Origin of the sequence: Pantoea phyllosphaerae, from assembly GCF_051025595.1 — a bacterium.
GTDB lineage: Bacteria > Pseudomonadota > Gammaproteobacteria > Enterobacterales > Enterobacteriaceae > Pantoea.
Map to the genome: position 1 here is coordinate 69,886 of NZ_JBPFDE010000016.1, position 26,363 is coordinate 96,248.

Annotated in this window: 17 protein-coding genes; 6 read left to right on the forward strand and 11 right to left on the reverse strand. The window is 61.2% G+C overall.

Going from position 1 to position 26,363, the window contains the following annotated elements; genetic code table 11:
• Nucleotides 1–78: 78 nt before the first annotated feature.
• A complete protein-coding gene (rep, locus tag ACR6A7_RS18270; RefSeq protein WP_434126613.1) occupies nt 79–2,100 on the reverse strand; it encodes a DNA helicase Rep in 2,022 nt (673 codons plus the stop codon).
• Nucleotides 2,101–2,174: 74 nt separating this feature from the next.
• Here rep and ppiC point away from each other — a divergent pair, with 74 nt between their 5' ends.
• Nucleotides 2,175–2,456, forward strand: a complete 282-nt coding sequence (gene ppiC / locus ACR6A7_RS18275; protein ID WP_434126615.1) for a peptidylprolyl isomerase PpiC — start codon at nt 2,175–2,177, stop codon at nt 2,454–2,456.
• Here the strand turns inward: ppiC and ACR6A7_RS18280 are convergent, their stop codons facing one another.
• The gene (locus ACR6A7_RS18280) at nt 2,457–4,517 is read right to left on the reverse strand and encodes an AsmA family protein (protein ID WP_434126617.1); all 2,061 of its coding nucleotides are present in this window, start codon (nt 4,515–4,517) and stop codon (nt 2,457–2,459) included.
• 63 nt (nt 4,518–4,580) lie between these two features.
• Nucleotides 4,581–5,354 carry a cyclic-guanylate-specific phosphodiesterase gene (gene pdeH / locus ACR6A7_RS18285; RefSeq protein ID WP_434126619.1) on the reverse strand — a complete coding sequence of 258 codons (774 nt, stop codon included), beginning with the start codon at nt 5,352–5,354 and terminating at the stop codon, nt 4,581–4,583.
• Nucleotides 5,355–5,633: 279 nt separating this feature from the next.
• Between pdeH and kdgK the strand changes: the two genes are divergently transcribed.
• Both kdgK and ACR6A7_RS18295 read left to right on the forward strand, forming a co-directional pair.
• The gene (gene kdgK / locus ACR6A7_RS18290) at nt 5,634–6,566 is read left to right on the forward strand and encodes a 2-dehydro-3-deoxygluconokinase (RefSeq protein ID WP_434126620.1); all 933 of its coding nucleotides are present in this window, start codon (nt 5,634–5,636) and stop codon (nt 6,564–6,566) included.
• Between the two features lie 334 nt (nt 6,567–6,900).
• Nucleotides 6,901–7,773 (forward strand): alpha/beta hydrolase, encoded by an 873-nt coding sequence (locus ACR6A7_RS18295; RefSeq protein ID WP_434126622.1) that lies wholly within the window; start codon nt 6,901–6,903, stop codon nt 7,771–7,773.
• 4 nt (nt 7,774–7,777) lie between these two features.
• Here the strand turns inward: ACR6A7_RS18295 and ACR6A7_RS18300 are convergent, their stop codons facing one another.
• The 8 genes from ACR6A7_RS18300 to bcsR form a co-directional block, all read right to left on the reverse strand.
• Nucleotides 7,778–9,262, reverse strand: a complete 1,485-nt coding sequence (locus ACR6A7_RS18300; RefSeq protein ID WP_434126624.1) for a M16 family metallopeptidase — start codon at nt 9,260–9,262, stop codon at nt 7,778–7,780.
• A 241-nt stretch (nt 9,263–9,503) separates the two neighbouring features.
• A complete protein-coding gene (locus ACR6A7_RS18305) occupies nt 9,504–10,790 on the reverse strand; it encodes a dicarboxylate/amino acid:cation symporter (RefSeq protein WP_434126625.1) in 1,287 nt (428 codons plus the stop codon).
• A 269-nt stretch (nt 10,791–11,059) separates the two neighbouring features.
• On the reverse strand, nt 11,060–13,087 hold the full coding sequence (hmsP, locus tag ACR6A7_RS18310) for a biofilm formation regulator HmsP (protein ID WP_434126627.1): 2,028 nt from the start codon (nt 13,085–13,087) through the stop codon (nt 11,060–11,062).
• Between the two features lie 115 nt (nt 13,088–13,202).
• Entirely contained in the window at nt 13,203–16,673 is a 3,471-nt protein-coding gene (bcsC, locus tag ACR6A7_RS18315; protein WP_434126628.1) for a cellulose synthase complex outer membrane protein BcsC, read from the reverse strand.
• Nucleotides 16,666–18,957 (reverse strand): cellulose biosynthesis cyclic di-GMP-binding regulatory protein BcsB, encoded by a 2,292-nt coding sequence (gene bcsB / locus ACR6A7_RS18320; RefSeq protein ID WP_434126630.1) that lies wholly within the window; start codon nt 18,955–18,957, stop codon nt 16,666–16,668. The genes bcsC and bcsB overlap by 8 nt, the downstream gene beginning before the upstream one ends.
• Before the next feature lie 4 nt (nt 18,958–18,961).
• On the reverse strand, nt 18,962–21,574 hold the full coding sequence (bcsA, locus tag ACR6A7_RS18325) for a UDP-forming cellulose synthase catalytic subunit (protein ID WP_434126632.1): 2,613 nt from the start codon (nt 21,572–21,574) through the stop codon (nt 18,962–18,964).
• Entirely contained in the window at nt 21,571–22,302 is a 732-nt protein-coding gene (bcsQ, locus tag ACR6A7_RS18330) for a cellulose biosynthesis protein BcsQ (protein WP_434126633.1), read from the reverse strand. Before bcsQ ends, bcsA begins: the two co-directional genes overlap by 4 nt.
• The gene (gene bcsR, locus ACR6A7_RS18335) at nt 22,302–22,499 is read right to left on the reverse strand and encodes a cellulose biosynthesis protein BcsR (RefSeq protein ID WP_434126635.1); all 198 of its coding nucleotides are present in this window, start codon (nt 22,497–22,499) and stop codon (nt 22,302–22,304) included. The genes bcsQ and bcsR overlap by 1 nt, the downstream gene beginning before the upstream one ends.
• A gap of 197 nt (nt 22,500–22,696) precedes the next feature.
• Here bcsR and bcsE point away from each other — a divergent pair, with 197 nt between their 5' ends.
• The 3 genes from bcsE to bcsG are packed head-to-tail and all read left to right on the forward strand — an operon-like array spanning nt 22,697 to nt 26,090.
• Nucleotides 22,697–24,235 (forward strand): cellulose biosynthesis protein BcsE, encoded by a 1,539-nt coding sequence (bcsE, locus tag ACR6A7_RS18340; RefSeq protein WP_434126637.1) that lies wholly within the window; start codon nt 22,697–22,699, stop codon nt 24,233–24,235.
• Nucleotides 24,235–24,423 (forward strand): cellulose biosynthesis protein BcsF, encoded by a 189-nt coding sequence (gene bcsF, locus ACR6A7_RS18345; RefSeq protein ID WP_434126639.1) that lies wholly within the window; start codon nt 24,235–24,237, stop codon nt 24,421–24,423. Before bcsE ends, bcsF begins: the two co-directional genes overlap by 1 nt.
• On the forward strand, nt 24,423–26,090 hold the full coding sequence (bcsG, locus tag ACR6A7_RS18350; RefSeq protein WP_434126641.1) for a cellulose biosynthesis protein BcsG: 1,668 nt from the start codon (nt 24,423–24,425) through the stop codon (nt 26,088–26,090). Before bcsF ends, bcsG begins: the two co-directional genes overlap by 1 nt.
• The last annotated feature ends 273 nt before the right edge of the window (nt 26,091–26,363 follow it).

The following is a 26,363-nucleotide window of genomic DNA, read 5'->3' on the forward strand; positions in this document are numbered from 1 at the left end:
TATTCGCCTGGCACGCGGTAAAATCAACCTCATCAGTATTGATAAGCCGATCGGCATCAGCGCAAAGAAAAAGGGCCTTTAGCCCTTTTTCGCCTTCTCCAGCATCGCCCGCAGTCCAGCGACCCGCGTTTGCCCGGTTTTCATCCGCTCTTCGGCGCTGACGACCTTGCGCTCGGTTTCCCAGACGACATCATCCTGCGGCAGCTCAAGCAGAAAACGGCTCGGCTCCGGGCGCACCAGCTCGCCGTACTGGCGACGCTCGCGGCAGAGCGTAAAGGTGAGCTCTTTCTGCGCGCGAGTAATGCCTACGTAGGCCAGGCGGCGCTCCTCTTCGATGTTGTTCTCATCGATGCTGCTCTGATGCGGCAGCAGCCCCTCTTCCATGCCGACCAGGAAAACGTAGGGGAATTCCAGCCCTTTCGAGGCGTGCAGCGTCATTAGCTGCACCTGATCGAGCTCTTCATCGCTCTCGCCGCGCTCCATCATGTCGCGCAGCGTAAAGCGCGTGACCACCTGCGTCAGCGTCATCGGCTCATCGATATCGCTGCCCTCAAGCATCTCCGTCATCCACTGAAACAGCGTATTGACGTTCTTCATGCGCATTTCGGCCGCTTTCGGACTGCCCGAGGTTTCGAACAGCCAGCTTTCATAGTCGATGCCGCGGATCAGATCGCGCACCGCATTGACCGGCTCGCGTTCGGTCATCTGTACAATCTCCTGCAGCCAGTGGGTAAAGCGCTGCAGATGTTCCAGGCCGCGCCCGCTTAGCGTCTGCCCGAGGCCGACGTCGAAGCTGGCGTTGAACAGGCTTTTGTTGCGCAGGTTCGCCCACTCGCCCAGCTTTTGCAGCGTGGCCGGGCCAATCTCGCGACGTGGCGTGTTGACGATGCGCAAAAAGGCGCTGTCGTCGTCCGGATTGGTCAGCACGCGCAGATAGGCAAGGAGATCCTTAATCTCCGGCCGCGAAAAGAATGAGGTGCCGCCAGAGATGCGATAGGGAATGCGGTTCTGCATCAGCATCTTTTCAAACACGCGCGACTGATGATTGCCGCGATAGAGAATCGCGTAATCTTTATACTGCGTTTTATTGATGAAATGGTGTGCAATCAGCTCGCCCGTTACGCGCTCCGCTTCATGATCCTCATGGTTCGCGGTCAGCACTTTGAGTTCGCTGCCGAGACCGAGCTCGGAGAAAAGCCGCTTCTCGAACACGTGCGGGTTATTGGCGATCAGGATATTCGCTGCTTTCAGGATGCGCTGCGACGAGCGGTAATTCTGCTCCAGCTTGATCACTTCCAGCGCTGGAAAATCCTCTTTCAGCAGCACCAGATTCTGCGGCCGCGCGCCGCGCCAGGAGTAGATCGACTGGTCGTCGTCGCCGACCACGGTAAAGCGCGCCCGCGCGCCCACCAGCAGCTTCACCAGCTCATACTGGCTGGTGTTAGTATCCTGGTACTCATCCACCAGCAGATAGCGAATGCGCTGCTGCCAGCGTTCCCGCACCTCCTGATTGCGCTGCAGCAGCAGCGTCGGCAGCAGGATCAAATCGTCGAAGTCGAGCACGTTGCACGATTTCAGATGCTGATCGTAGAGGCTGTAGCAGTGGGCGAAGATATTATCGCGCTCGCTGCGCGCCAGCGCGGCGGCGCGCGGCGGATCGATCAAATCGTTCTTGCAGTTGGAAATGGTGGAGATCAGCTGCTGCAGCAGCGTCTTGTCCTCTTCCAGCCACGGCTGCGTCAAATCTTTCAGCAGCGCCAGCTGGTCGGTATCATCGAACAGCGAGAAATTGGACTTCATGCCCAGCGCGGCGTATTCGCGCTTGATGATCTCCAGCCCCAGCGTATGGAAAGTGGAGATCATCAGACCGCGCGCCTCTTTTTTCCCCAGCGTCTGGGCGACGCGCTCTTTCATCTCGCGCGAGGCTTTATTGGTAAAGGTAACCGCCGCGATATGGCGCGCCTGATAGCCGCACTCGCGGATCAGATGGGCAATCTTATTGGTGATGACGCGGGTTTTGCCCGATCCCGCTCCCGCCAGCACCAGACAGGGGCCGGTAACAAACTCGACGGCGCGTTGTTGGCTGGGGTTTAAACGCATAGTAAAAAATCGCTCAGTAAAAAGAGAGGAGGATGAAATAATGGGCGGCCAGTATACACAATCAGAGGACTATCATGGCGAAAACCGCGGCGGCTTTACACATCCTGGTGAAAGAGGAAGCGCTGGCTAACGCGCTGCTGGCGAAGCTGGAAAAGGGCGCCAGTTTTCAGCAGCTGGCAAAGAAACACTCTACCTGCCCTTCCGGACGCAATGGCGGCGATTTAGGCGAGTTTCGACAGGGTCAGATGGTGCCGGCCTTCGATAAAGCGGTCTTCACCTGCCCGCTGATAAAACCGTACGGGCCGGTGAAAACCGCATTTGGCTATCACATCATCAAAGTGCTCTATCGCAGCTGATCACTTTTTGCTTTTCATCTGCTGCAGCACATTGCTGCACTGGTTATCCTCGTTGTCGCTTGGGCTGATCAACGCCAGCAGCGCGGCGGCAGGGCCGACCACGGTGCCAAGTGCCACGGCAGCTGCGCCGCGCGCCAGCAGCGGCCCGGCTTTAACGCCAGCGTCAGGATTTTTGAAGGTGCCGCGAACGTAAAGCGGCGAACGCAGCGTCACGATACGGATGCCTTTGCTTTCTGGATTGATCGAGAGATCCAGGCGCTCGCTGGCGAAGTTGGCGTTGCCGGTGACGTTGATGACCGCATTTTCAGTGTCAAACACGAACAGGTTAGGCGTTGCGACGCCATTTTGCAGCTTCACATCCGTCGCGGCGCAGTTGATACGCACCTCATCGTCGCCAAACAGCTTGCCGACCACATAGTTACCCACGTTCAGCCCAGCGATCTCCATCAGGCTGCGGCTGATTAAGCCATTGTTCATTAACAGCTTCAGCTGGCCATTACTGGTCGCGAGCAGATCCGCCACCGAGTTGCCGCTGCCGGTAAAGCTGGCATCGCCGTTTAACTGGCCCAGGCTGCGCTGCATCGCTTCGACGTCAGGAAAGAGCTGGCGCAGATGCAGACGACGCGCGTGAATGTCGGCGCGGCCGCGCATCGGCGACTTATCTCCTTCGAGGCGAATCGTGCTGTTCAGCGTACCGCCTGCCATACCGAAGCGCAGGGGATCGAGCAGCAGATCGCCACCTTTCAGCTGCAGATGCGTGTAGAGATCGCTTAGCGGCAGCGAATTGCCATGTTCGATGCGCTTGCCGGTAAACTTCACGTCGGCGTCCATAACATCCCAGCTCCTGGTGTCGAAGGTGTCATGCGGCAGAACGCGATCGGCAGGCTGTGTCGTTTTCTCGCCGCGCTTCGCCTTCGCCTGCGCGGTTTTCGCACTGCCCTTGCCGGAATCGACGCCGATAAGCGGACCCAGATCCGCCATACGCAGCTGTTTCGAGCTCAGCTCGCCCACCAGCGCCGGTCTGGGTTTGCCCTGGGTGTAGGTGAGCGTGCCGTGAATATCGCTGTCGCCGATATGACCGTTGAAGTTTTCGTAATGGTACTCCGGCCCTTTTTTGCCGGTGAAGCGGGCGGTCAAATGGCCGTCGGTTTCATAAGGCGGCGTATCGGGCAAGAGCACGCCGGTCAGGCCATAAAGGTTGGCAAGGGTATCGCCGGAGAAACGTAGCCGCACGTTCACACCACCAGGATTCATCGGATCCTGAATGCCGCCTGTAACCTGCACGCGCGTTGAGCCGTTGCGTATATCGGCCTGAATCGGGAACGGCGTGTTTTTGCTGCGCAGCGAGAGCATGCCGCCGGTTTTGCCTTCCCCTTCCAGCTGCTCATTGTTATAGGTGCCGCGCGCCTCCCAGCCGAAAACAAAGTCGCCTGCGCCTTTCTGCGCGTCGCTGCCGCCGGCAATCTGCCCATAAGGCACCGGCTTGCCGAGCGGATTGATTTTTACCGTCACGTCAGCTTTGTTGACCGCATCGCGGTAGCGTAGCTGGCCCTGGTCGAACAGAATATTGTCGAGGCGAAATGACCAGGCGGATGGCGCCGCACTGGCATCAGGATTTTTGCTGTCGGCGAGATTGAAGGTCCAGTTGTTCTTCTTGTCGGCGGTCTGAATCAGCCGCGCATCGGGCTGCTGCAGCTTGATCCACGGCAGATAAACTTCTTTATGCAGCAGCGCCAGCGGCGACAGGGTAGCGTCGACACGCGCCAGATGCACCATCGTCACTTCCGCCATCTCCGGCGGATTGCCTAATATGATGTCCTGCGCATGCACATGTGGCCAGGGTATCCAGCTTCGCCAGCCCGGCTCATCGCGGTTGCGTTCCCAGGCAACGCCCAGATCGCCGCGAATGGCGAACTGGCGATTGAGTTCCGTCGAGACTTTCTGGTTGATGGTGGGCTTGAGACGATTCCAGTCAAAGGTTGCGATAATGATGACCACTGCCACGATCAGCAACAAAAAAATCCCGACTATCCAGCTAACAACTTTTCCCGTGCGCGACATCTCGCTTCCTCCTTGCCTGTCCACAGTCTCCGTTAAAGATAGTCGAGAGGTTGTGGAACGGCATCAGGCAAGCTGAAGCGGCAGATGATTAAGTTGCGAAAAAGGGACCGGCCTTGAAAAAAAGTAGCCCTGCGCCGCCATTGCGGGCGAGCAGCAGACCTGACGCCACTCCTCTTCGGTCTCAACGCCTTCAACGATCACGCCATTGCAGTAACGGTTAATCAACGCCAGCAACATTGAAAAGAGCGCCCGCCCCTCTTCAGTGCGGCGCAGCAGGATAAAGAGCTCGCGCGACAGCTTGATATAGTCATACTTCAGCTCCGTCAGGGCAGAGAAGTTGGCCATGCCGGAACCGAAATCGTCCAGCCACAGCGGGCCCAGCTCCGGCATCTGCGCAATCATCTCTTCCTGCGGCAGCGCGTGATGTTCGGTGAGTTCGAAGCGCACCCACGGCAGTCTGGTAATCAGGCGTCGGATCGGCGGATGCTGCTGAATCGCCATCAGCGTCGGCCCGTCGATATTCACCGACGCCACGATCTGGTTGTCGCAAAAAAAAGGCTGCCACTCTTTCAGCAGCGTCAGCTGCTCATGAACAACGTGCAGACGCTGATTAATCGCCAGTGCTTCAAAGTAGGCCTCCGGCGAGAGCCTCTTTTCCGGCGCGGTCGGGTGCGTGACCGCGGTCAGGATTTCAATTGCCAGCAACCGGCCCGATACCTGGTATATCGGCTGGAAAGTGTAGAATCGTTGGCATTGCTGCCAGAAGAGACGCGCTTCCTGTCGTGGGTTGATGTCAGTTGAAGAAGGTAGCCGATGACTAATATTCTTCATCACCATGGTTTTTTCCTGGTTGGTGGCAAGTGCCATGTGCCAGCGCGGCGGCGAGTCTCAGCTGTGCCCGCCTTTATCTGTCTGCCTGCTGGCCACATAAGACTAAAGAGTGTACCAACCCCAGTCGGACGCAATCGTGAAAAAAAGCCTGACTTTGGCCGTTAAATCGCCGCGAAGACAGGCTTTTCTTACCTTAAGTGGAATTAAAACGCCGTTTTAAAAACCATTGACGTCTGCCATACCAGACGCGAGACTAAGGCACTATTTCACTACAGGCCAAAGACCATGACGCATAAAAAAATAGCCATTATCGGTGAGTGCATGATTGAGCTGTCCGAGAAGGGTGAGAGCATTAAACGCGGCTTCGGCGGCGATACGCTGAACACGGCAGTCTATCTGGCGCGCCAGGTCGATCAAGCGCAGCTCAGCGTCGACTATGTGACGGCGCTCGGCATTGACTCCTTCAGCGATCAGATGATCGCCGCCTGGCAGCAGGAGAAGGTCGAAACCCGTCTGATCCAGCGCCTGGAGAATAAAATGCCCGGCCTGTATGTCATCGAAACCGACGACAAAGGCGAGCGCACCTTCTGGTACTGGCGCAGCGACGCCGCCGCGCGTTACTGGCTTGACGCTCCACAATCCGCCGCTATCGTCGACGAGCTGACGCATTACGACTACCTCTACCTGAGCGGCATTTCGCTGGCGATCCTGTCGGACAACAGTCGCGAAAAGCTGATGGCGCTGCTGGATCGCTGCCGCGCCAACGGCGGCCAGGTGATTTTCGACAATAATTATCGTCCGCGCCTGTGGGCGGACAAAGCGAGCGCGCAGCAGGCCTATAGCGCCATGCTGCAGCGTACCGATATCGCTTTTTTAACGCTGGATGACGAAGATCTGCTGTGGGGCGAGCATCCCCTAAGCGCAGTGATTGAGCGCACGCGCGCCGCAGGCGCCAGCGAAATCGTGATTAAACGCGGCGCAGACTCCTGTCTGGTGGCGATCGGCGACGACGCGCTGATTGACGTGCCAGCAGTGCGTCTTGATGCGTCGCGCATCATCGACACCACTGCGGCAGGCGACTCTTTCAGCGCGGGCTATCTGTCGCAGCGCCTGACGGGCGGCTCGCCGCAGGCCGCCGCCGAGCGCGGCCACCTGACCGCCAGCACGGTGATCCAGCATCGCGGCGCGATTATTCCGCTGGCGGCGATGCCGGCATAACGTCCGCCCCGCTTTGCGGGGCGAGCGATCCCTGCCCGGCGAATGCCCGGATGAAACCGCCTTAAATTTGCCTTAGCGACAGAGAGCTGACGGCCTGTTGCCGTTAAGATAAAAATTAATTCTGGCACTGATTTCCACCCGCGCGACAGGCCGCTTTTTACGCCTGAAACCCCGCTTGCTCCTGACTCCAGGCATAGTCTGAATCCGCCGCTCAAGGTCGTTTTCGGATGGACGACCGCCGCAAAAAAGACCATCTTTTCCTCAACAACAGCAGGACGCTGTTTCGTCGGCCGCGATAAAAAAATCACAACACTCCTCGCACCAGGACCGTTTTATGCACACAGAAATTATCAACATCTGGCCCAATGGCGACGCGCCAGGCGCCAGCGATTCGCGCGCGCAGCCGCAAATCGTCGATCTGGCGAAAGAGTATGAGCCCTACGATCGCGCGGCGACCGGCGTGCGCTGCCCGGAGATCGCTATCTGGCATCCCGAAGAGTCCAACGGCATCACGCTGCTGGTGGCGCCGGGCGGTGGCTACCAGCGCGTTTTGATCGACCGCGAAGGCAGCGCGCTGGCAACCTTCTTCACCGCGATGGGTTACACCCTGGCGGTGATGACCTATCGCCTGCCCTACGACGGCCATCACGAAGGCGCCGACGCGCCGCTGGCCGACGCACAGCGTGCGGTACGCGTGCTGCGCGATCGCGCCCAGCGCGGCCTGAACGGCAAATATATTGTGATGACGGGCTTCTCGGCGGGTGGGCACGTTGCCGCCAGCCTGGGGACGCGCTTCGCCGAAAAAATCTATCCGGTGCAGGACGCCGCGGACAGCTTCTCGCCGCGTCCCGATGCGATGGTGCTGGTCTATCCGGTGATCAGCATGCGCGACGGCGTGGCGCATGAGGGCTCACGCACGCGCCTGCTCGGCGCCTGGCCCGACGCGAAAACCATCGAAGCCTATTCGCTGGAGACGCGCGTGCACGCGCAGACGCCACCGACGCTGCTTATTCACGCGGCGGATGATGAAACGGTCTCGGTAAACCACAGCATGGCGTTTTTCAGCGCGCTCCGCGAACACAAAGTGCCCGCAGAGCTGCATTTTTATCAGAAAGGCGGCCACGGATTTGGCATCCGCGGCGTGGCGGATCTGCCCCTTGCCAGCTGGCCGATGCTGGTGACCGAGTGGCTCAGGGCGAAAACCTGACGGATCAGGAAGATGGCGGCGCGCTGTCGCTGGCGCTGTTCTCCTGCGGAGCGGCGTCGGCGGCCGCTGGCGGCGCCATCACTTTATCCCAGATCGCCTGCAGGCTTTTCGCGTTGGTCTCCGCTTCGCCTTCCGGCTGCATCAACACCAGCGTAACCTCCTGCGACAGTTGCTGACGCAGCTCCTGATTCAGCCGATCGCGCGTCAGTTCACTCAGAAACGCCTGACGCAGCTTCTGATATTGCTCAGGCGCGATATCCACCACCGCATTCTGCTGCGAACGCAGGCGCTGGCTCATCAGCACGTCGGTATCGGTGCGCGCATAGGTGGCAAACAGTTTGTTCAGCTCCAGCAGCTTCTGCGCCATCAGCGCGTCGAACTCCTCCTGCGGCAGTCCTTTGTCGCGCACCACTGCCAGCTCGCGCGACACCAGGTTCAGGCCCGATTCCAGCGCGTCGTTGCGCGCGTCAAGATTCACCGAGCACTGGGCGCGCTGGTAAAGCACGCGGCAGTCGAAACCAATCTGCAGGTTCTGCGCTTTGCTGTCGCCCAGCGTGCGCTGCAGATGCCAGAACAGCGCCTCGCGCGCCAGATCGCTCTGCCAGTAACGCTGCAGGTTCTGCGAATCGCGAATTGGCTGCCAGGGCGTATCCCAAATCAGCGCCAGGCGATCCTGACTCATCGCGCCGTTGACCAGATTAATCGGCTGATGCGGCAGCGGCGACAGCGTCGGCAACGGCGCGGGGTTGCTGCGCTTGCCGGTCAGCGAAGAGAAGGCTTTATTGATCTGCTCCGCCAGACTACGGCTCTCCACGTTGCCCACCACATAAAGCGTCATGGCGTCCGGCGTATACCACTGCTGATAAAAGGCGTTCAGCGCGTTAGGGTCGATCGGGGCGCGCGGCTGTTCGGCCGGATCGTGCGCCAGCAGCGTCGACCCCTTCAGGCGATAGCGCCACAGCACATCCTGGGTATTAGCAGGCCAGGTTGCAGCAGGATCGGAAGCGCTCAGCGCGGTGCTGACCACCTGCTCGTTAATCGACATTTTGCCCGCCGTCGCCGCCAGCCAGTTAAGCGCCTCTTTCAGCAGCTCCGGGCGGTTGTTGGGCAGGCTAAGGTTGTACTGAGTGAAGTCGTAGGAGACGATGGCCGGGGGCAGCGGATGCTGCGGGTCCATCGCCTGCTGCCACAGTGCGCGCTGCTGGTTAGTGTCGAGCGCGGCGTTGTGCACCATCGCCAGGCGCGGCAGCAGGTGGCTAAAGCCGGTCTGCTGGGTGGTCTCTACCAGCGAGCCGGTATTGACTACCATACGCAGCTCAATGCGATCGCTGGGACGCTGCGGCGTTGTCAGCAGCTGCCAGCTTAATCCGTTATCCAGTTTCCCTTCTTGCCAGGCTGGATCGGGCTGCAGCGTTTCGGCACAGGCGCCAAAACTGGCGGCCACCCACGCTATCCCCCCAACCAAAAGCCGAATTCTGGTGCCCTGCATGTGAACCTCTAATCTAAAAGTCGTTATCACTGGCACGTTTCGCCGTTGTAATACGCGGTGAGTTTTTCTCGTTTTAGCCGCGTCGTTTTTCGACAACAGAGTCTTTGACCACGTGAAGGCCAGGAAGTCGCGCAACGAAGTGAAAAATCATAAAAAAAACAGGTGGGCATTATTATGCAAATGCCCGCTGTCAGGGCAAGCGACAGCGGGCATTTAGAGGGATTTTGCTGTAAAGCCGTACTTAAGCAGAGGTTTCCGGTACGTTTTTCGCGTTCGCCTTGCGGGCAAGCGTTGCTTTCAGCTGGCTTTCATCCAGCTGGCCCACCCACTTCGCCACGACCACCGTCGCCACGCCGTTGCCGACCAGGTTAGTCAGCGCGCGCGCTTCGGACATAAAGCGGTCGATGCCGAGGATTAGCGCCAGGCCCGCCACCGGCAGATGGCCCACCGCCGACAGCGTCGCCGCCAGCACGATAAAGCCGCTGCCGGTCACGCCCGCCGCGCCCTTCGACGAGAGCAGCAGCACCACCAGCAGGGTAATCTGATGGAAGATGTCCATGTGTGCGTTGGTCGCCTGGGCAATAAACACCGCCGCCATGGTCAGATAAATCGAGGTGCCGTCGAGATTAAATGAGTAGCCGGTCGGGATCACCAGCCCCACCACCGATTTCTTACAGCCCAGCTTCTCCATCTTATCCAGCATGCGCGGCAGCGCCGACTCAGAGGAGGAGGTGCCGAGCACGATCAGCAGCTCTTCTTTGATATAGGCAACGAAGCGGAAAATATTGAAACCGGCGACGCGTGCGATAAGCCCCAGTACTACCACCACGAACAGCACGCAGGTGATATAGAAGCAGATGATAAGCTGACCGAGCTGCACCAGTGATCCGACGCCATATTTACCAATGGTGAAAGCCATGGCGCCGAATGCGCCGATAGGGGCGAGGCGCATAATCATATTGATGATGCCGAAGATGACCTTCGAAAAGCTCTCAATCACGTTAAAGATCACCGTGCCGGCGCTGCCGAGGCGATGCAGCGCGAAGCCGAACAGAATCGCAAACAGCAGCACCTGCAGGATATTGCCGCTGGCGAAGGCGCCAATAACGCTGCCTGGAATGACGTCCAGCAGGAAGGCGATGACGCCCTGCTGTTCCGCCTGCTGGGCATAGACCGCGACCGCTTTCGCATCCAGCGTCGCCGGATCGACGTTCATGCCGACGCCTGGCTGCAGGACGTTGACTACCACCAGACCGATAATCAGGGCGATGGTGCTGACGATTTCAAAATAGAGCAGCGCGACCGCACCGGTACGCCCCACCGCTTTCATGCTCTCCATGCCGGCAATCCCGGTCACGACCGTACAGAAAATCACGGGCGCGATGATCATCTTGATCAGCTTGACGAAGCCATCGCCAAGCGGCTTCATTTGCGCGCCTAACTCCGGATAGAAATGGCCTAACAGAACGCCGATGCCGATGGCTAACAGCACCTGAAAATAGAGGCTTTTAAACAGTGAGGTTTTCATAGCAGGTGTCCACTACAACAGGGTTGTGAGGTTGTCGTTTTATTGTCCCCCGCAGGCAGCGCGCGCCCCGGCGCTGGCGGTTGGCAAAAAATAACACCCTGTTAACGGGATTAATACAGGCTTACAAAGGCGGGGGGATTTCTGGAAACGCAACTATGAACTGAAACGCTTCAGCCGGACCTTTTGTAACTAAAAAATGCGAAAAATCAACGAATCAGGCGACGACTGGCGTCCGCGAGAAAAGAGTCAGGAAGCGATCGACCGATCGCCTACTCCTCAGCGGCAGAGGTATCTTCGCTGTCGACAGACGCCGGTAGCCAGGTCTCGGTAAAGCGTTCCAGCGGCAGCGCCTCGGCGTAAAGATAGCCCTGACCGATATGAATGCCGCGCGCCAGCAGCCAGTCGCGCTGCTCGGCGGTCTCCACCCCTTCGGCAATCACGTCGAGATCGATAATTTCGGCGATGGCCGCGACGATGCGCACCATGGTGTCATCATCTGGCAGCGCGGCGACAAAGCTGCGATCCATCTTTAACTTGCTGACCGGCAGCGATTTGAACTGATGCAGATAGTTGAGATTGGAGTAGCCCATACCGAAATCGTCCAGCGCCACCGCGACGCCCACCGTTTGTAGCGAACGCAGCAGCGCCATCGCCATTTCAGCATCGCCCATCTGCGCGGTTTCGGTAATCTCCAGCACAAAGCTGCCTGGCGCGATCTGATGGCGCTGCAGCAGGCTTTGCAGATGATGCACCATGCTGACGTCGCGCAGCTGCACGGCAGAGATGTTAACGCTGAGCGGGATAACTACACCGCGCTTCTGCCAGCCGGCGAGAATGCGGCACGCCTCTTCGAACACCCAGCGTCCGATGGCGCTGATAACGCCGATCTCCTCGGCGCTGGCGATAAACTCTTCCGTCAGGCCGTAGCTGCCGTCCGGCATACGCATGCGCAGCAGCGCCTCGGCGCCGGCCAGCTCCCCGGTCTGCATGTTGATTTGCGGCTGTAAAAATAGCCTGAACTGCTCGTCCTGCAGCCCCTGCAGAATGTCATGCTCCTGCGTCAGGCGCTTCTGCGCGCGCTCGGTCAGCGCCGCGTCAAAAAAGAGGACCTGGTTCTTGCCCAGATGGCGCGCCGACATCATTGCCGAAGTGGCGCGGTCGAGCTGCTCGTTGGCGGTGAGCGGCTCTTCGTCAGAAAGCGCCAGGCCGATGCTGGCGTTGGGACGAAGCTGCAGCTGGTGCAGCGTCACCGGCTGGTTCAGACGGATCATCAGATTGCGCGCCAGGCGCATGGCGCGAAACGGCGTACCGGCGCGCTTCATCAGCAGCGCGAAGTCGCTCGGCCCGGTCTGCGCCAGCAGCGTATGGTCATCGACGGTGCTGCGGATCTTCTCGACCAGCGTCAGCATCAGGGTATCGCGCTGCTCGTCGCTCAGCACACCGTTGGCTTCCTGCAGCGTTTCGATGCGGATCACCATCAGCCCGAACCCTTTGCTGTGGCTGCGGATATGCTGGTCGAGCAGCGCCAGAAAGAGCGCGCGATTGGGCAGATCGGTAACGGCATAATGGGTGGTCAGCCGGCTCATCTCATCATGTACCGACTCCAGCACCTGCTGGTTGCGGTTATAGCTGCGGATCAGCATGCCAATCTCATCGTCGCGATGGCTGGCGGGCAGCGCCAGCTTGTGGGTCAGGATCGCCTGCGGCGGCAGCTCCTGCAGCTCGCGCGAGATGCGGCGCAGCGGATGCACCACCAGCCGGTTGATACACCAGCTGATCGCCACCGACAGGATCAGCGCCAGCAGCAGATAGGTGGTGACCATGGTGGAGACGGTACTGAGGATAAACTGGTAAACGCGCGTTGAATTCGCCTGCAGCACCAGATAGGCGAGCGGCTTGGGCGAGCCGCTGCTCTCCACCGAATAGAGCGGCAGGGTAATCTGCACCGGCAGTTCGAACAGGCGGGCGATAAACAGCGGGATGGGCTTTTCGTTTTCGAAACTGGCGTGCAGCGCCTGAAAGGCGTTGGGCAGCACCACGTCAGCACGCGACAGGACGCCCGCAGGCTTCAGGGTTTGCAGAATCCGCTCGGCCTGCGCGATGTCCGCTTTTAAGACCGCTTCGGAGAGCGGCTGGCGCACCGTATGGGCGATATTCTCCATCTGCTGGGCATAGTCAATCCTGCGCTGCTGCACAAAATGAAACAGTTGAATGACGATAAAGATAGAAACGGTAATCAGCGCCACCGCGGATACCGTCGCCATTTGCTTTATCGTAAGTGAACGGCTGACGCGCAAAATCTTCTCCAGGCTAAAAAGCACAGCTATCAGACAGGAAAATGCGCAGCAAGTATATCCTGAAACTCGCTTTTTTTACTGTCGGTCAGAGTCCGAGTTTTGCGCGGGACGACGATTATTTGAAATCGGCGTAAGGAATTAACGGCTCCGGCGGCATATCGAGATCGCCATCCCAGCCGGCGGCGGAGTAACGCACATAGAGCAGCCCATGGCTTGGCGTATAGTCCTTCGCCTGCTGAATATCGACGCCTGCGCCGATAAACCAGTGCGGCGTTACGCGGCGCTCGACCACAGCCTGTAACGTATAGCCGACGCCGCCTCCGCTGCTGCTCGCCGAGGTCGGATTGCTCGCCAGCGTGAAGCCGGGATTAACCGGATAGCGCTGCTGCGCGTCGGTTTTCGAGTGCGACCAGGAGACCGAGCCGCCCAGATTGAACGACCAGTTCTCGGTGCGCTGCCGCCAGGTCACGGGCACGGAAAGCGAGAGATACGACTGCGGGCTGTAGTAGCCGCCCTGACCGAAAGTGTAGTCGCTGAGATCCTTCTGATAATGCCAGAGCATGGTGTTGAGACCCACCGTGGCGCGGCGATTATCGCTATTGATTACCTTGTAGTAATAGCCCGCCATCAGCCGCTCGCGGCTGTTGTCCGCCACGTTCTCGCCGGTGATCTGATGCGCGCTGATATCGGCCCAGACGCCGTGCGCGCCGCCGCGATCGTAGCTCAGCCCGACGCTGCCGCCGGTCGCCACCACGCCGCCCCAGGTTTTGCCGCCGTTGGCCGCCGGATCGCGCGCGCCCGCCCAGGCGAGCAGCGAGCTGGAAATGGGCCGCCGCGAGGCGGTGAGCGTCACCCCGAGCGCGTTGACGTCGGTTTTCCAGCTGAGGCCGCCGACCCAGTTGGTGACCTCAAAGCCGAGCGGCGTGGTGCCGAGGTCCGCCGACCAGACGTCATTGCCCCAGCCGACGCCCAGCGCGGTGCCTTCGTCGCGCTGACTGGCGTAGCGGCTACAGCCGCCTGAGTTGGCGTCGTCGCAGCTGCCGAAGGTTTGGTCAAAGGCGCCGTTATTGGTAGAGAAGGTGCCCGCCGAGAGCTGAACGCGATCGAGCCGGAAGAAGCCACGCCCGTCGGCAAGCGGTGTTTCCGCCTGCAGCATAGTGGTATGGGCGGTAAAATCGGAGACGCCGGCGGTGCCCTTGTTGCGCGAATAATCCTGCTCCAGCATCAGCGTGGTCTCCTGCTGGCGATAGAGATCGGCAGTGTCGCTGCGGATGCTGCGCTTCAGCCAGTCATCCTGCGGGTTATTGCGCGTTAAGCGGCTGACATTTTTGCTGTCGCCGATGCCGCTGGCGACCATCGCCTGCTGATAATCGGCCAGCGCGGCGTCAGGCTGCCGCTGCATGCGTTCCAGCCGCGCCGCATCGCGAAACACCAGCGCTTTCTCCTGCGAAGGCGGCTGCGCCGCAGCGCGCGGCTTCAGGCCCGCGAACAGCGCCGCGGCCTGGGTGACATCGCCGACCGCCTGCCACGCCAGCGCCACGCGGCGATCGCCGTTCAGGCTCGCCTGCGCGGGCGGCAGCGCCTTCAGCGCCGTGCGCGCCTCGCGGTTGCGCTTCAGCGCCACCAGCGCGTCGATACGCCCGAGCGACGCGTCGCCGTTGTTGGCGTCCCGCTCCAGCACCTGCTGATAGGCCTCAAGCGCCTGCTGCGCGTCGCCGCGCGCCAGCGCCCAGTCGGCCAGCGTCAAATCGCGGCGGCTGGAGGCGGGTTGCTGACGCAGCAGCGTGATGGCGTCGCTCTCCTGCCCTGCCGCGCGTAGCGCCTCGGCGCGTGCGAACAGCCTGTTCTGCGTCAGGCGATCCGCCAGCTCGCGCATATTGCTGCTCCACTGCGCCTGCGGCAGGCGGCGCAGGGTGGCCAGCGCCGCCTCGTCGTTATCATTGCCGGAGAGATAGAGCGCCGACGCGTAGAGCGCGGTCGCGTCCTGCGGATGCTGCTGCTGCAGCGCCGCCATAACCGCGTCCGCCTGCTGCGCTGCGCCGCCGTTGCGCAGCGCACCAGCCAGACGGTAGCTGAGCCAGACGTCGTCCGGCGACAGCGCCTGTGCCTGGCGATATTTCTCCGCCGCCTCTTGCCAGCGGCTCTGCTGCGCCAGCGCGTCAGCTTCGGCGCGCAGGCTGTCGCTGCGTAAAGATCGCAGCGTGTCGGCCAGCGCGCGCTGCTGCGCGGCGGGCAGACCGTTAATAAAGGCCATAGCGCGCGCCGGTGACTGGGTCTGATAAAGCCCTGCCAGGCGCCGAACCGCGGTGGTGTTGCTGGCGTCGAGCCGCAGCGCGCGCTGCCAGAGCTGCTCGGCGCTCTGCGCATTGCTGCGCGCCAGCGCCACATCGCCAAGGCCAATCAGGGCGTAGCTGTCGCGGCTGTCGAGCGCCTGCGCCTCGCGATAGTGTTGCTCCGCGCCGTCGAGGTCGTGCTGCGCCAGCGCCTTGTCGCCCTCGTCGATCGCCTGCCAGTAGCGGTTGGTCTGCAGCAGCGACTGCCACTTGCCCACCTGCGTGCTCTGCTGACCCGCCTGAATCGCACGCTCCAGCCACAGAACGGCGGCGGCACGGTTATTCGCGCGCGCCTGCGCCTGGCCCATCGCGCCCATCAGGTCGGCATCGTTGGGGTTCGCCTTGAGCGCAGCGTTCAGGGCGGCGATAGCCTCAGCGCCGCCGCCCGCGTCCACCAGCGCCAGGCCGCGCATACGCTCGCGGTAGGCGGGATCGGCGAGCAGCGCCTGCTGCTTCGCCAGCGCCTCCTGGCCCTGCTTCTGCGCGTCGCCGTCGGTGAAGACCTCAAGATAGGCTTTCAGCTGCGCCACGCTGCTGTCGCTCACCGGCTGATTGTTGATCTGCTGTAGCCAGAGATCTGCTGCGGCGTCGCGTCCGGCGCTGCTTTTCGCCAGCTGCTTCAGCTGCTCGACCGCCTGGGCCGACTGCTGGCGGTCGAACGCCATGCGGGCAAGCTGCAGCTCAACGCCGACATTACCGGGATAGCGCTGTTCCAGCGCCTGGAGTTGCTGATACGCCACACCCTCCTGGCCTGGTATACGCGCCAGCAGTCGCCAGTACTCCAGCGCAATATTCGCGTCGGGAAAGACGCCGTTGAACAGCGCGTCGTAGGCGCTTTTCGCTTCCGCGAGGCGACCGGACGTGGCGAACAGGCGCGCCTCCTGCAGCTTCTGGCGCCCATCAGAGGAGATGAGCGCCAGGCCGACGGCGGACTCGCGCGTCGCCGCCGAGTCAGGCGCGACCTTTTTCAACTGCGCCAGCAGCGTCTGCGCGGCGGCAACATCGCCCTGATGCAGCGCCAGACGCAGACGCGCCGCCAGCACCTGCGGATTATCGGGATCGATCTTCTCCAGCCGGTAGAGCGCCTGCTGCACCAGATCGTATTTGTTGGTCGATTCGCCAGTGCGCACCTGCGACAGCAGCCACGCCACCGGCGAGACTTCCGGCCCGGCGCCGGGCGCGGCCAGACCCGGCAGCGCGCCCAGCACGCCGCTCAGCAACAGGCTCGCCCGCAGCGCGCTCGATTTATTCATCTTCATCGTCAAGCAGACGGCGGCGCGTAATGATGCGCATCAGGCGCCAGGTCATCAGCGCAAACAGCACCACGACAATCACCGCGCAGAGCGCCAGCCAGAACGGATGGGTCGCCAGCATCGACCACAGGCGTTCCCACCAGGGAAGATGGCCGACGAAATAGTTGTCGCCGACGCGCAGGCTGTTAACGCCCGACTCGCGAATAATAGCGGCGGAGCCGAAGATCGCGGCGCGCTTGCCGCTGTCGGTCAGCGCATCGTTCAGCAGCTGCCAGCTGCGTGGGCTGCCGTCGGCCAGAAGCGCCACCACGCTGCGCTGATCGTTGAACGGCGACTGGAAGCCGATCACCGTCGCCAGCGGGCCGCGTGAGCCGATAGCGGTGGTGCTTTCTGCCGTGCGATCGGCGTCGCTGACGCTGCCGGCATCCATGGCCGCCTGACGCGCTGGGGTTTTTATCCAGCTGCCCGCGGCGTCGACCAGCGCCGCGATCCGGCGGTCATCCTGCAGATCTTTCGGGATGTCGCCGATCATCAGCAGATCGGCGTCCTGCGACTTCGCCTTGCTCCAGTCGTCGCTGAACTGCACCCGCAGCGCCGGATAGCCGGTCTGCGCGCCAATATTGCCCAGCGCGTTGAGCAGCGTGCCGACCTGCTGCGCGTCAGGCTTCGGCTGCACCAGCACCAGCGTTTGCGCCAGATCGGCGTAGCGCGTGAAGGGGAACCCCGCGCCCGCGAACGCGCGCAGCGAAGGCATTTCGATATAGTGACGGTAGCCGGAGAAATCGACGCTGGAGCTGCCGTCCACCACTGCGTGATGGCTGACCGGCGTCACGGTTTCGCAGCGCCCGTCGGCCGTGCCGCCGATCGTGGTGCTGGCGTAGTCGAAGTCGAAACGCAGCTGGTTGACCACGCCGAGGCGCAGCGCTGGAATGGTCAGCTGGCGGTTATTGTCCTGCAGCCCCTGAATGAGCGGAATATGCAGCAGCTGCTGACCGGCGGTGTTTTTCGGCGGCAGCGGATAATCCTGAATAAACTGGTTGTTCAGATGGACCGCCAGCCGCGAGCCGTCCGCCTGGAACGGGGCGGTGTAGCGATAGCTCAGATCCATATCGATGCCGCGCGCGCGCACCATGAAGAGATCGGGCGGCAGGTTGAGCGTCAGGCTGATGGGGTTGAGCTGCATGCCGTCGGACTGCAGCTGATTCTCATACTGCGTCAGCTCGGCGAATGTGGTGCGCCGGTCGGTTCGCACCCAGTTCGGCGCGTCGTAGGCTTTACGCGGCGCCTGCAGATTGACGCTGTCGATGGTAGAGGTATCGCCGCGCAGCAGCAGCTCGCCCTGGGCGATGCCCTGCACCGCCGTCAGCAGATCCTCATCGTTGCGTCCCAGAATCAGCAGCATTTTTTCATAAGGATTGTCGGGCTGGCTGACGATTTCCACCGTGGGTTTGTTCACCGGCGGCAGATCTTTCAGAAAGTCCGGACGCGCGTCGTTGGTGGCGAACACCACCGCATGCTGCTGCGGCGGCAGCTGGTTGTAGAGCACCGGGAAGTTCTGGCCGCGCCACGCCGCTTTGCTGCCGAACCAGGAGGCGAGCATCGCGGCTGCGCGCTGCTGTGCCACGTCCGGCTGCGCGGCGAAGACCACCGGCAGCGTCAGCGGGCGGGTGTCGCGCGCGTCGAAGAAGGGCTCAGGAAAGTGCGACAGATCGTTTTTCAGCGGCAGCTTCTGCAGCGTTAAGTCGAGGCCGCTCTCTTTGCCAATATCGAGCCAGATGGTGCTGTTAGCCGGGTTTTCGCACACGTTGGCGTAGTGGCCCACCAGCTCAAAGCGCACGCGGTTGAAGTCGCTGATAAAGCGGGGATCGATCGCCAGCTGGGTCTGGATCGCTTTGCCGAGCTGCTCCGGCGTAACGGTGATCAGGCCGATCAGCTCATCATTGAGGTAGACCTTGAGCTGTGACAGCGTCGGCAGCAGCGCGGGCGAGGGACGATAGCTGAGATTAAGCAGCGCGCGCGTCACCACCTCGTCGCTGCGCACGCCGAACTCAATCTGGCCGCTCGGCTGCGAGCCGCGCAGCGTCATGCTGCCCGGCGGCGGCGCCAGCTGGGTAAAGTCGAGCCGGCTGTCGCGCAGCGGCGCGCCGGGATTCTGGGGCGCGGCCTGAACCGGCACCGCCTCGGCAGGATTCGCCGAGGCGGCGTCCTGCGCAGCGGCACAGCTTAGCGTTGCGGTGCCCAGCAGCAGGGCGGTAAACCAACCGTTTACTCTCGTCATCGTCATATCATCAACTCAATACGTTTTTTGAAGCCGGCGCCCGTCCAGTGCCCTGCGGCAGCAGCGAGGCCAGCCAGCCCACCCCAGTGGTAAGCAGATTAAACAGCCGACGTAACTGCGGCGGACCATATTCCGCCAGGCGCAGATAGCCTTTAAAACCGAGGATCATGATATCGGCAAGGCTCTGCACCGGTTTATCCTCCGGGAAACCGTCCTGCCACAGCGCCCAGGTATCGGCGCGGGCGAAGGTGCACTGGATAAATTCGATATGCTGCTGGGTTGTCAGCTGATGCAGACGAATACCGGCGCGCAGGCCGAAGACGCGCTGCACGCGGCACGGAAAGCTGAACTCCTGCTGGCCGCGGCGCAGCAGCAGCCAGACTTTCTCATCTTCCTTCAGCGCATTCGCCTCGCGCAGTTCGACGCCGACGCCGCCGTCGGAGTAGTCGCGCAGCGTACAGGGCAGCATATGGCCATCTTCGCGCGCGATGGCGGCGGGCATGGCGATCTCCACGCGGTGCGCCTCGCGGATCTGCCGCGCCTCGACGGAAACCGCGACCGCGCCGCCGAGGATCACCATGTTGTAGATGACCCACACCAGGCTTACCCAGACCGTCAGCACCTCGTTAGCCGGCCCGTAGTGCATGCGCCAGAACGCCATCGCCACGCCCGCCAGGTTGAGCAGCACCAGGAACATATAGGGTTTGGTGATCACCCAGTCGAGATGGTGCTCTTCCACCAGGCCGCCTTTCGCCGTCACGTTGAACTTGCCTTTGTGCGGGTTGAACAGCGCCACGGTGGTCGGCCGGGCGATATACCAGGCCAGCACGGTTTCATACACCTCGCTCCAGAAAGAGTGACGCCAGCGCCCCTGAATGCGGGAGTTAGTGAGGCTGGTATGCAGCATATGCGGCAGCACGTAGATCGCGATGGCCAGCGCGGGCGCGTAGATGATGTAGGCGTGGCAGAGCAGAAACGCCAGCGGCGCCAGCAGGAAGATCAGGCGCGGAATGCCAGAGAGGAAATGCAGCATGGCGTTGGCGTAGCAGAGCCGCTGTACCCACTTCAGGCCCTTGCCAAACAGGGGGTTATCGAGACGGAAAATCTGCACCATGCCGCGCGCCCAGCGGATACGCTGGCCGATATGCGCCGACAGGCTCTCGGTCGCCAGCCCCGCCGCCTGCGGAATACGGATATAGGCCGAGGCGTAGCCGAGACGATGCAGGCGCAGCGAAGTGTGCGCATCTTCGGTCACGGTTTCCACCGCGATGCCGCCGATCTCATCCAGCGCGCTGCGGCGCAGCACGGCGCAGGAGCCGCAAAAGAAGGTGGCGTCCCAGGTATCGTTGCCGTCCTGCACCAGGCCGTAAAACAGCGAGCCTTCGTTCGGCGTGCGACGGAAGCGGCCCAGATTGCGCTCAAAGGGATCGGGCGAGAAGAAGTGATGCGGCGTCTGCAGCATTGCCAGCTTCGGATCTTTGATAAACCAGCCGATGGTCATCTGCAGGAAGGCGCGCGTCGGCACGTGGTCGCAGTCGAAAATCGAGACAAACTCGCTGCGGCAGCGCGTTTTTAGCGCATGGTTGATATTGCCCGCCTTGGCGTGCTCGTGCGTCGGACGCACCACGTAGTTCACGCCGACGCTGGCGGCGAACGCGCGAAACTCTTCGCGGTCGCCGTCGTCGAGCAGATAGATATTGAGCCGGTCTTTCGGCCAGTCGATGCCCATTGCCGCGTAAATCGTCGGCTTCACCACGCTGAGCGGCTCGTTGTAGGTCGGCACCAGCAGATCGACGCTCGGCCACCGATCGAGCGTGGCTGGCATCGAGACCGGCTGACGGTTAAGCGGCCACAGCGTCTGAAAATAGCCCAGCACCAGCACCACCCAGGCGTAGGTTTCCGCGGCGATCAGCAGCAGCCCGAATATCAGGCTAAGCGGATCGTCCCAGTTGAGCGTCGAGGTATAGCGCCACCACAGATAGCGACAGGAGACGGTCAGCGACAGCACGATCAGCATCATGGTCGGGAAGCGGCCCGGCACGCGCCGTACCAGCATCGCCAGGCTCCAGAGCAGCACCACGAAAATAAACTGCGTCATTAGCCCGAACGGCTGGCTGATGCAGAGCAGCGCCAGCAGCGAAGCGAACAGCGCCGCGCCGATAAAAACGAGGCGGCGCGCCAGCGGCGAGAGCCGCTGCAGCCGCTGTTCGAGACGCGCGTCGACGTTGCCATTCTGAACGCGCGCGGAGAGCGTATCGAGCCACTGATAGCCGCGCTGCCGCCAGCGAAACAGCGGCAGGAAGCCTTTAAAACGCTGACGCTCGCTGCGGCCGCTGCTGTCCTGCGGCAGGATAACCATCAGCCACAGCGTCTGCACCAGATAGCGCAGAATATCTAACGGGCGCGGGCGCTCCGGCGAGATATGCGGATAGAGACGGCGGCGATCCTGAATAATGCGCTGCCAGCCCGGCGTCTCAAAACGCAGCAGCGCCCAGCCCAGCGCGCACCAGAACAGATTCAGGCCGCTGGCGAAGCGGGACGCGCCGCGCTCGCGCGCCGCAACGTGGCGCGAACGCAGCGCCTGCCAGACCGGCGCGATCAGCAGCCAGCGCAGCGGATTCACGGCTGCTCTCCGTTCAGATGGAGCAGCAGCCAGTTGGCCAGCGTGGTGATCTCTTCGCTGACCAGCGCATGGGGACGGTACTCCCCTACCGGCTGCTTCATCATCAGCGCTTCCGCCAGCGCTTCGTCGCGGTGGATAAGCAGCGGGATCAGGTTATTCAGCGACGCGACCCACAGCTGATGCAGATCCTGCTGCAGGCGGCTGTTGGCGTTGAACTGATTGATCAGAAAGCGCGTATGCGGCGTAAAAGCCTGCTGATACAGGCGGAGATGACAGTTGGCGTCAGGCGTCAGCACGCGCACCACGCCGTCGAGCCGCGGATAGAGAGCCTCATGCCAGGGCAACGAATCCGCAGGCAGATCAAAAATTATCCAGCGATAGCGACGCTGCAGATCCGTCAGCGCGTCGAGCAGCGGCGCAGCGACCGCGGCCTCCTGACGCAGCAATGTAAAATCTTTCTGATGAGTCAGCGCGCCATGAGGCAGCAGATCAGGGCCATCGGGGTAGCGCAGCGCAGCGCTCTGCCAGGCGTCGCCGCCGAGCAGCGCCTGCATCCACCCTTTTTGCGGCAGCGCGGGCAGGTTAAAGTGGGCGCCAAGCTGGCTCGACGGAGAGCCGTCAATCAACAGCACGCTCTCGCCCAGCGCCGTCAGCGCCCAGCCGAGCGCCGCGACGATCGAAGTCGCGCCCGTCCCGCCGCGTACGCCCTGCAGCGCGATCAGCGGCATTAGCGCGACCGTCCCGGCTGTTTCGCCGAGGTTTCGGCTAGCAGCGGCCAGCGGGTGACAATGTTCGCCAGCCGCTCTTCCCGGGCAATATCGATATAGCGAAAAGCCTGCAGGGAAAAAGCGTCGCGCAAGGCGCTAATATCATCCTGACGTTGGCCGTCAGAAGCGACCAGAGTATAAGCAGTTTCATTTTTCATTACTTTTCGCCACGGATAAAACAACGTCGGGTAAAAGGTGTTTATATTCACGCAGGCGTTAAATCGACGCAGCCTGAATCGGCGCGATGATAGATCAATGCGAACCCGTCTGTCATAACGTATTTTTAAATTTCTCAGGTTGCATCCTGCCCTGTCTATAATAAGCTAGCCTGGACTGAACAAATCGCGAATTCAATATGAAAAATTCCTTTGCGCTGGGGCTGTTGCAGGTTCAGCCTGAATTAACGGTATTGCAAACGCCCGGCTGTTATTGGGTAACCTGCGCGCGTCAGGAAGATGCGCGCGCTTTTATTCGTCAGGCGGTCCTGGCGCAGCAATCCGTCACTCTTATCAGCGCAGACGAAAAGCCGCGCGATCTGCTGACGCCTGACCCACTGGGCGGACCTGACCGTATCCCCTTGTTTTCTCTTCCTAAAAACAAAAGCAGCCTGCTGCGTCTGGAGAGCGACTTTTCCCGCAAGCTCGGCAGTAAAAATGGGCTGGTCATTTTTAACAGCAGCGCGGCGCAGTGGGATAAACTCGACGACGTGGAGTTAACCTCGTGGATAAAGCGCATGCGCCGGGTGCTGATTAAAAAGCAGATGACGCTTTTAATGGTCACCTCTGGCGCAACAATAATTAACCTGCGTAATAATCTTCAGCGTTATTTTCGCCAGCTTGATGGCCTGGCGCATTTAGCCTTTCAACAGGATAGCTGGCAATATCGAATTAACTGGTGGTATGCCGGCGATCGGTTGCTCGCCGACCGCGCTATTCATCTTGACTGCAAAGACGATCGCTTTTACGCCGTAAATGAAAATGAAAAGCAGGAGCCGCTTAGCTTAAACGACGAGCAGCACTATCTTGCCGATAAAATAGTGCTGGAGGGCGCGCCGCCTCTTTCGCGTCAGTGGCAGCTGTTTGATGATAATGAACAGGTATTTTTGCGCGCTCAGCAGGCGAGCGCCGCGACGGTGATTTTCAGCCTGAGCCGCAGCGACCTGATCGGCGAGCTGGCGAAAATGGTGCACAGCCTGCGCCGCGCGCGCGGCAACGGCTTGAAAATTGTGGTGCGCGAGATGGGCACCAGCCTGCGCTACAGCGACGAACGCCTGCTGATGGCGTGCGGCGTCAGCGCCATCGTCTCCGCCAGCGCCGCCCTGTCACGCTTTTTGACCACGCTGGAGGGCCTGCAGGGTCAGGTTTTCAACCGCCACGTGCCGGCTAACCTGGACGCACTGACCGCCGCGCTACAGCCGCTGCAGGAGAAAGGCTACCTGCCCCTCGACGCCTTCTGTCAGGCGGTGGGGCAGCTGATCGGCAACACCCTGCTGCCGGATAACGACAAAGGCCTGCTGGTCGCGCTGCGCCCGGTGCCGCAGCTCACACCGCAGCAGATCCTGACGCTGTGCAAGCCGCGCCGCTTCGGCGATCTGGTGACGGTGCTGGACGATCGCGTCATCCTGTTTCTCTCTTCCTGCCGCTATAACGATCTTGATAAGGCGCTGAAATTTATCTTTTCGCTGCCGCACGACGAGCTTTTCGCCAACCGAATGGTCTGGTTTGAGGACAACCAAATTCTTGCCGAAATCAACAACATAAAAAACCTGACGCCGAATGCGCTGCAGGATATGACGCTACCAATCCCGCTGACGCAGCGCGCTGACGAACCGGCGGAAACGCGCGAACGCAGCACGCCCCAGCCGATTACTTTACTGCCGGAGATGAAAAGCTGATGAACCTGATGGACTGGGTGCAGATTGCGCTGCTGGTGCTGGTCATCTTACTGTTTTTAAAGCCTTTATACCGGCAATGGCTGCCGCGCCGCTGGAACGGAATGTTGACTCGCCTGCTGCCTGCGCGTGCGCTAAAGTCTGAAGGCTACTGGCAGCGTAAATCCTCGAAAAAGGATGCAAATCATTAATGAATAACGATCAACCGACTTCCGCTTCTTCTCCCCGCTGGTGGTCTTACTGGCGCGGGCTGGGCGGCTGGAATTTCTACTTTCTGCTCAAGTTCGGCCTGTTGTGGTACGGCTATCTCAATTTCCACGCCCTGAGCAATCTGGTGTTTCTGGCCTGGCTGCTGTTCCCGCTGCCCTCACCGCGTCTGCACCGCCTGCGCAGCTGGATATCGATCCCCATCGGTATCGGCCTCTTCTGGCACGATACCTGGCTGCCGGGCCTGGAAAGCATTCTTAGCCAGGGCGACCAGGTGGCGGGTTTCTCCGGCGCCTATCTGCTCGACCTGGTTAACCGCTTTATCAACTGGCAGATGGTCGGCGCCGCCTTTGTGCTGTTGGTGCTCTATCTGTTTATTTCGCAGTGGATCCGCGTAACGGTGCTGGTGTCGCTGATGCTGATCTGGCTTAACGTGCTGACCATCGCCGGTCCCGCGCTGTCGCTGCTGCCGACCAAAGCCGCTACGCCGCAAGTGGTGCTTAACCAGACGCCAGCCGCCGGACAGCGCCCGGCCGCCGATGCGCCCGACGGCCTCGATCAGTCGGCACCGCCCACCAGCGCTAACCTGACCGCCTGGCTCAACCGTTTTTACGACAGCGAACGCAAGCGCGTGACCCATTTTCCCGACAGCCTGCCTGCGGATTCGCAGCCTTTCGATATTCTGGTGGTAAATATCTGCTCGCTCGCCTGGTCGGACATCGACGTCTCCCAGCTGCGCAGCCATCCGCTGTGGCGCCACTTTGATATTGTGCTGAATAACTACAACTCCGCTACCGGCTACAGCGGCCCGGCGGGGATCCGTCTGCTCCGCGCCAGCTGCGGCCAGACGTCGCACAGCGATCTCTATAAGCCAACCGACGCAAGCTGCTATCTGTTTCAGAATCTGGCGAAGCTGGGCTTTAAAGAGCAGCTGATGATGGACCATACCGGCGTGTTTGGTAACTATCTCAAGGAGCTGCGCGACGACGGCAATATCCAGGCGCCGCTGATGTCGCAGGCGGGCATTGCGCCGGAGCTGACCTCGTTTGACGGCTCGCCGGTATTTAACGATGCGCAGCTGATGCAGCGCTGGCTGGATGACCGCAGCAAGAGCAGCGACGCACGCAGCGCCACGTTCTATAACCTGATCCCGCTGCACGACGGCACGCGCGATCTCGGCAGCACCAAAACCGCGCCGTGGAAGCCGCGCGCGCAGCTGCTGTTCGACCAGCTCGATACCTTCCTGACCAATCTGGAGAAGTCGGGTCGGCGCGTAATGGTGCTGGTGGTGCCGGAACATGGCGCGGCGCTGCAGGGCGACAAGATGCAGATGTCCGGCCTGCGCGATATTCCCAGCCCGAGCATTACGCATGTGCCAGTCGGCATTAAGTTTGTCGGCATGAAAGCGCCGCATCAGGGCCAGCCGCTGGCCATTGACACGCCGACCAGCCTGCTGGCGATTTCCGAGCTGGTTTCTCGCGTAGTGGATGGGCAGGTGTTTAACGCGCCGAACGTCAATATGTCGGTGCTGGCGGACAAGCTGCCACAGACGCCGGTGGTGTCGGAGAATGATAATGCGGTGGTGATGATGTATCAGGGCAAGCCGTGGATCCGGCTGAACGGCGGCGACTGGGTTGCTTATCCGCAGTAGGTTTTGCCTGCTGCGCAGGCAGGCGCTGAGCGGGGTTCCGCCCGCCAGACGGCTCAGGTTCGCTGCGCGAACGTGCTCTGAGCGGGTTCCGCCCGACGGCTCAGGTTCGCTGCGCGAACGTGCTCTGAGCGCGTTCCGCCCGCCAGACGGGTTAGCCTGCTGCGCAGGCGGCACTGAGCGGGTTCCGCCCGCCAGGCGGCAGGGAGTTTCAGCCGCTCCGCTGCTGGCGTGCGTGTTAAGGGGCTCGCCAGCCCCTTAACAATCCCCGCTTCC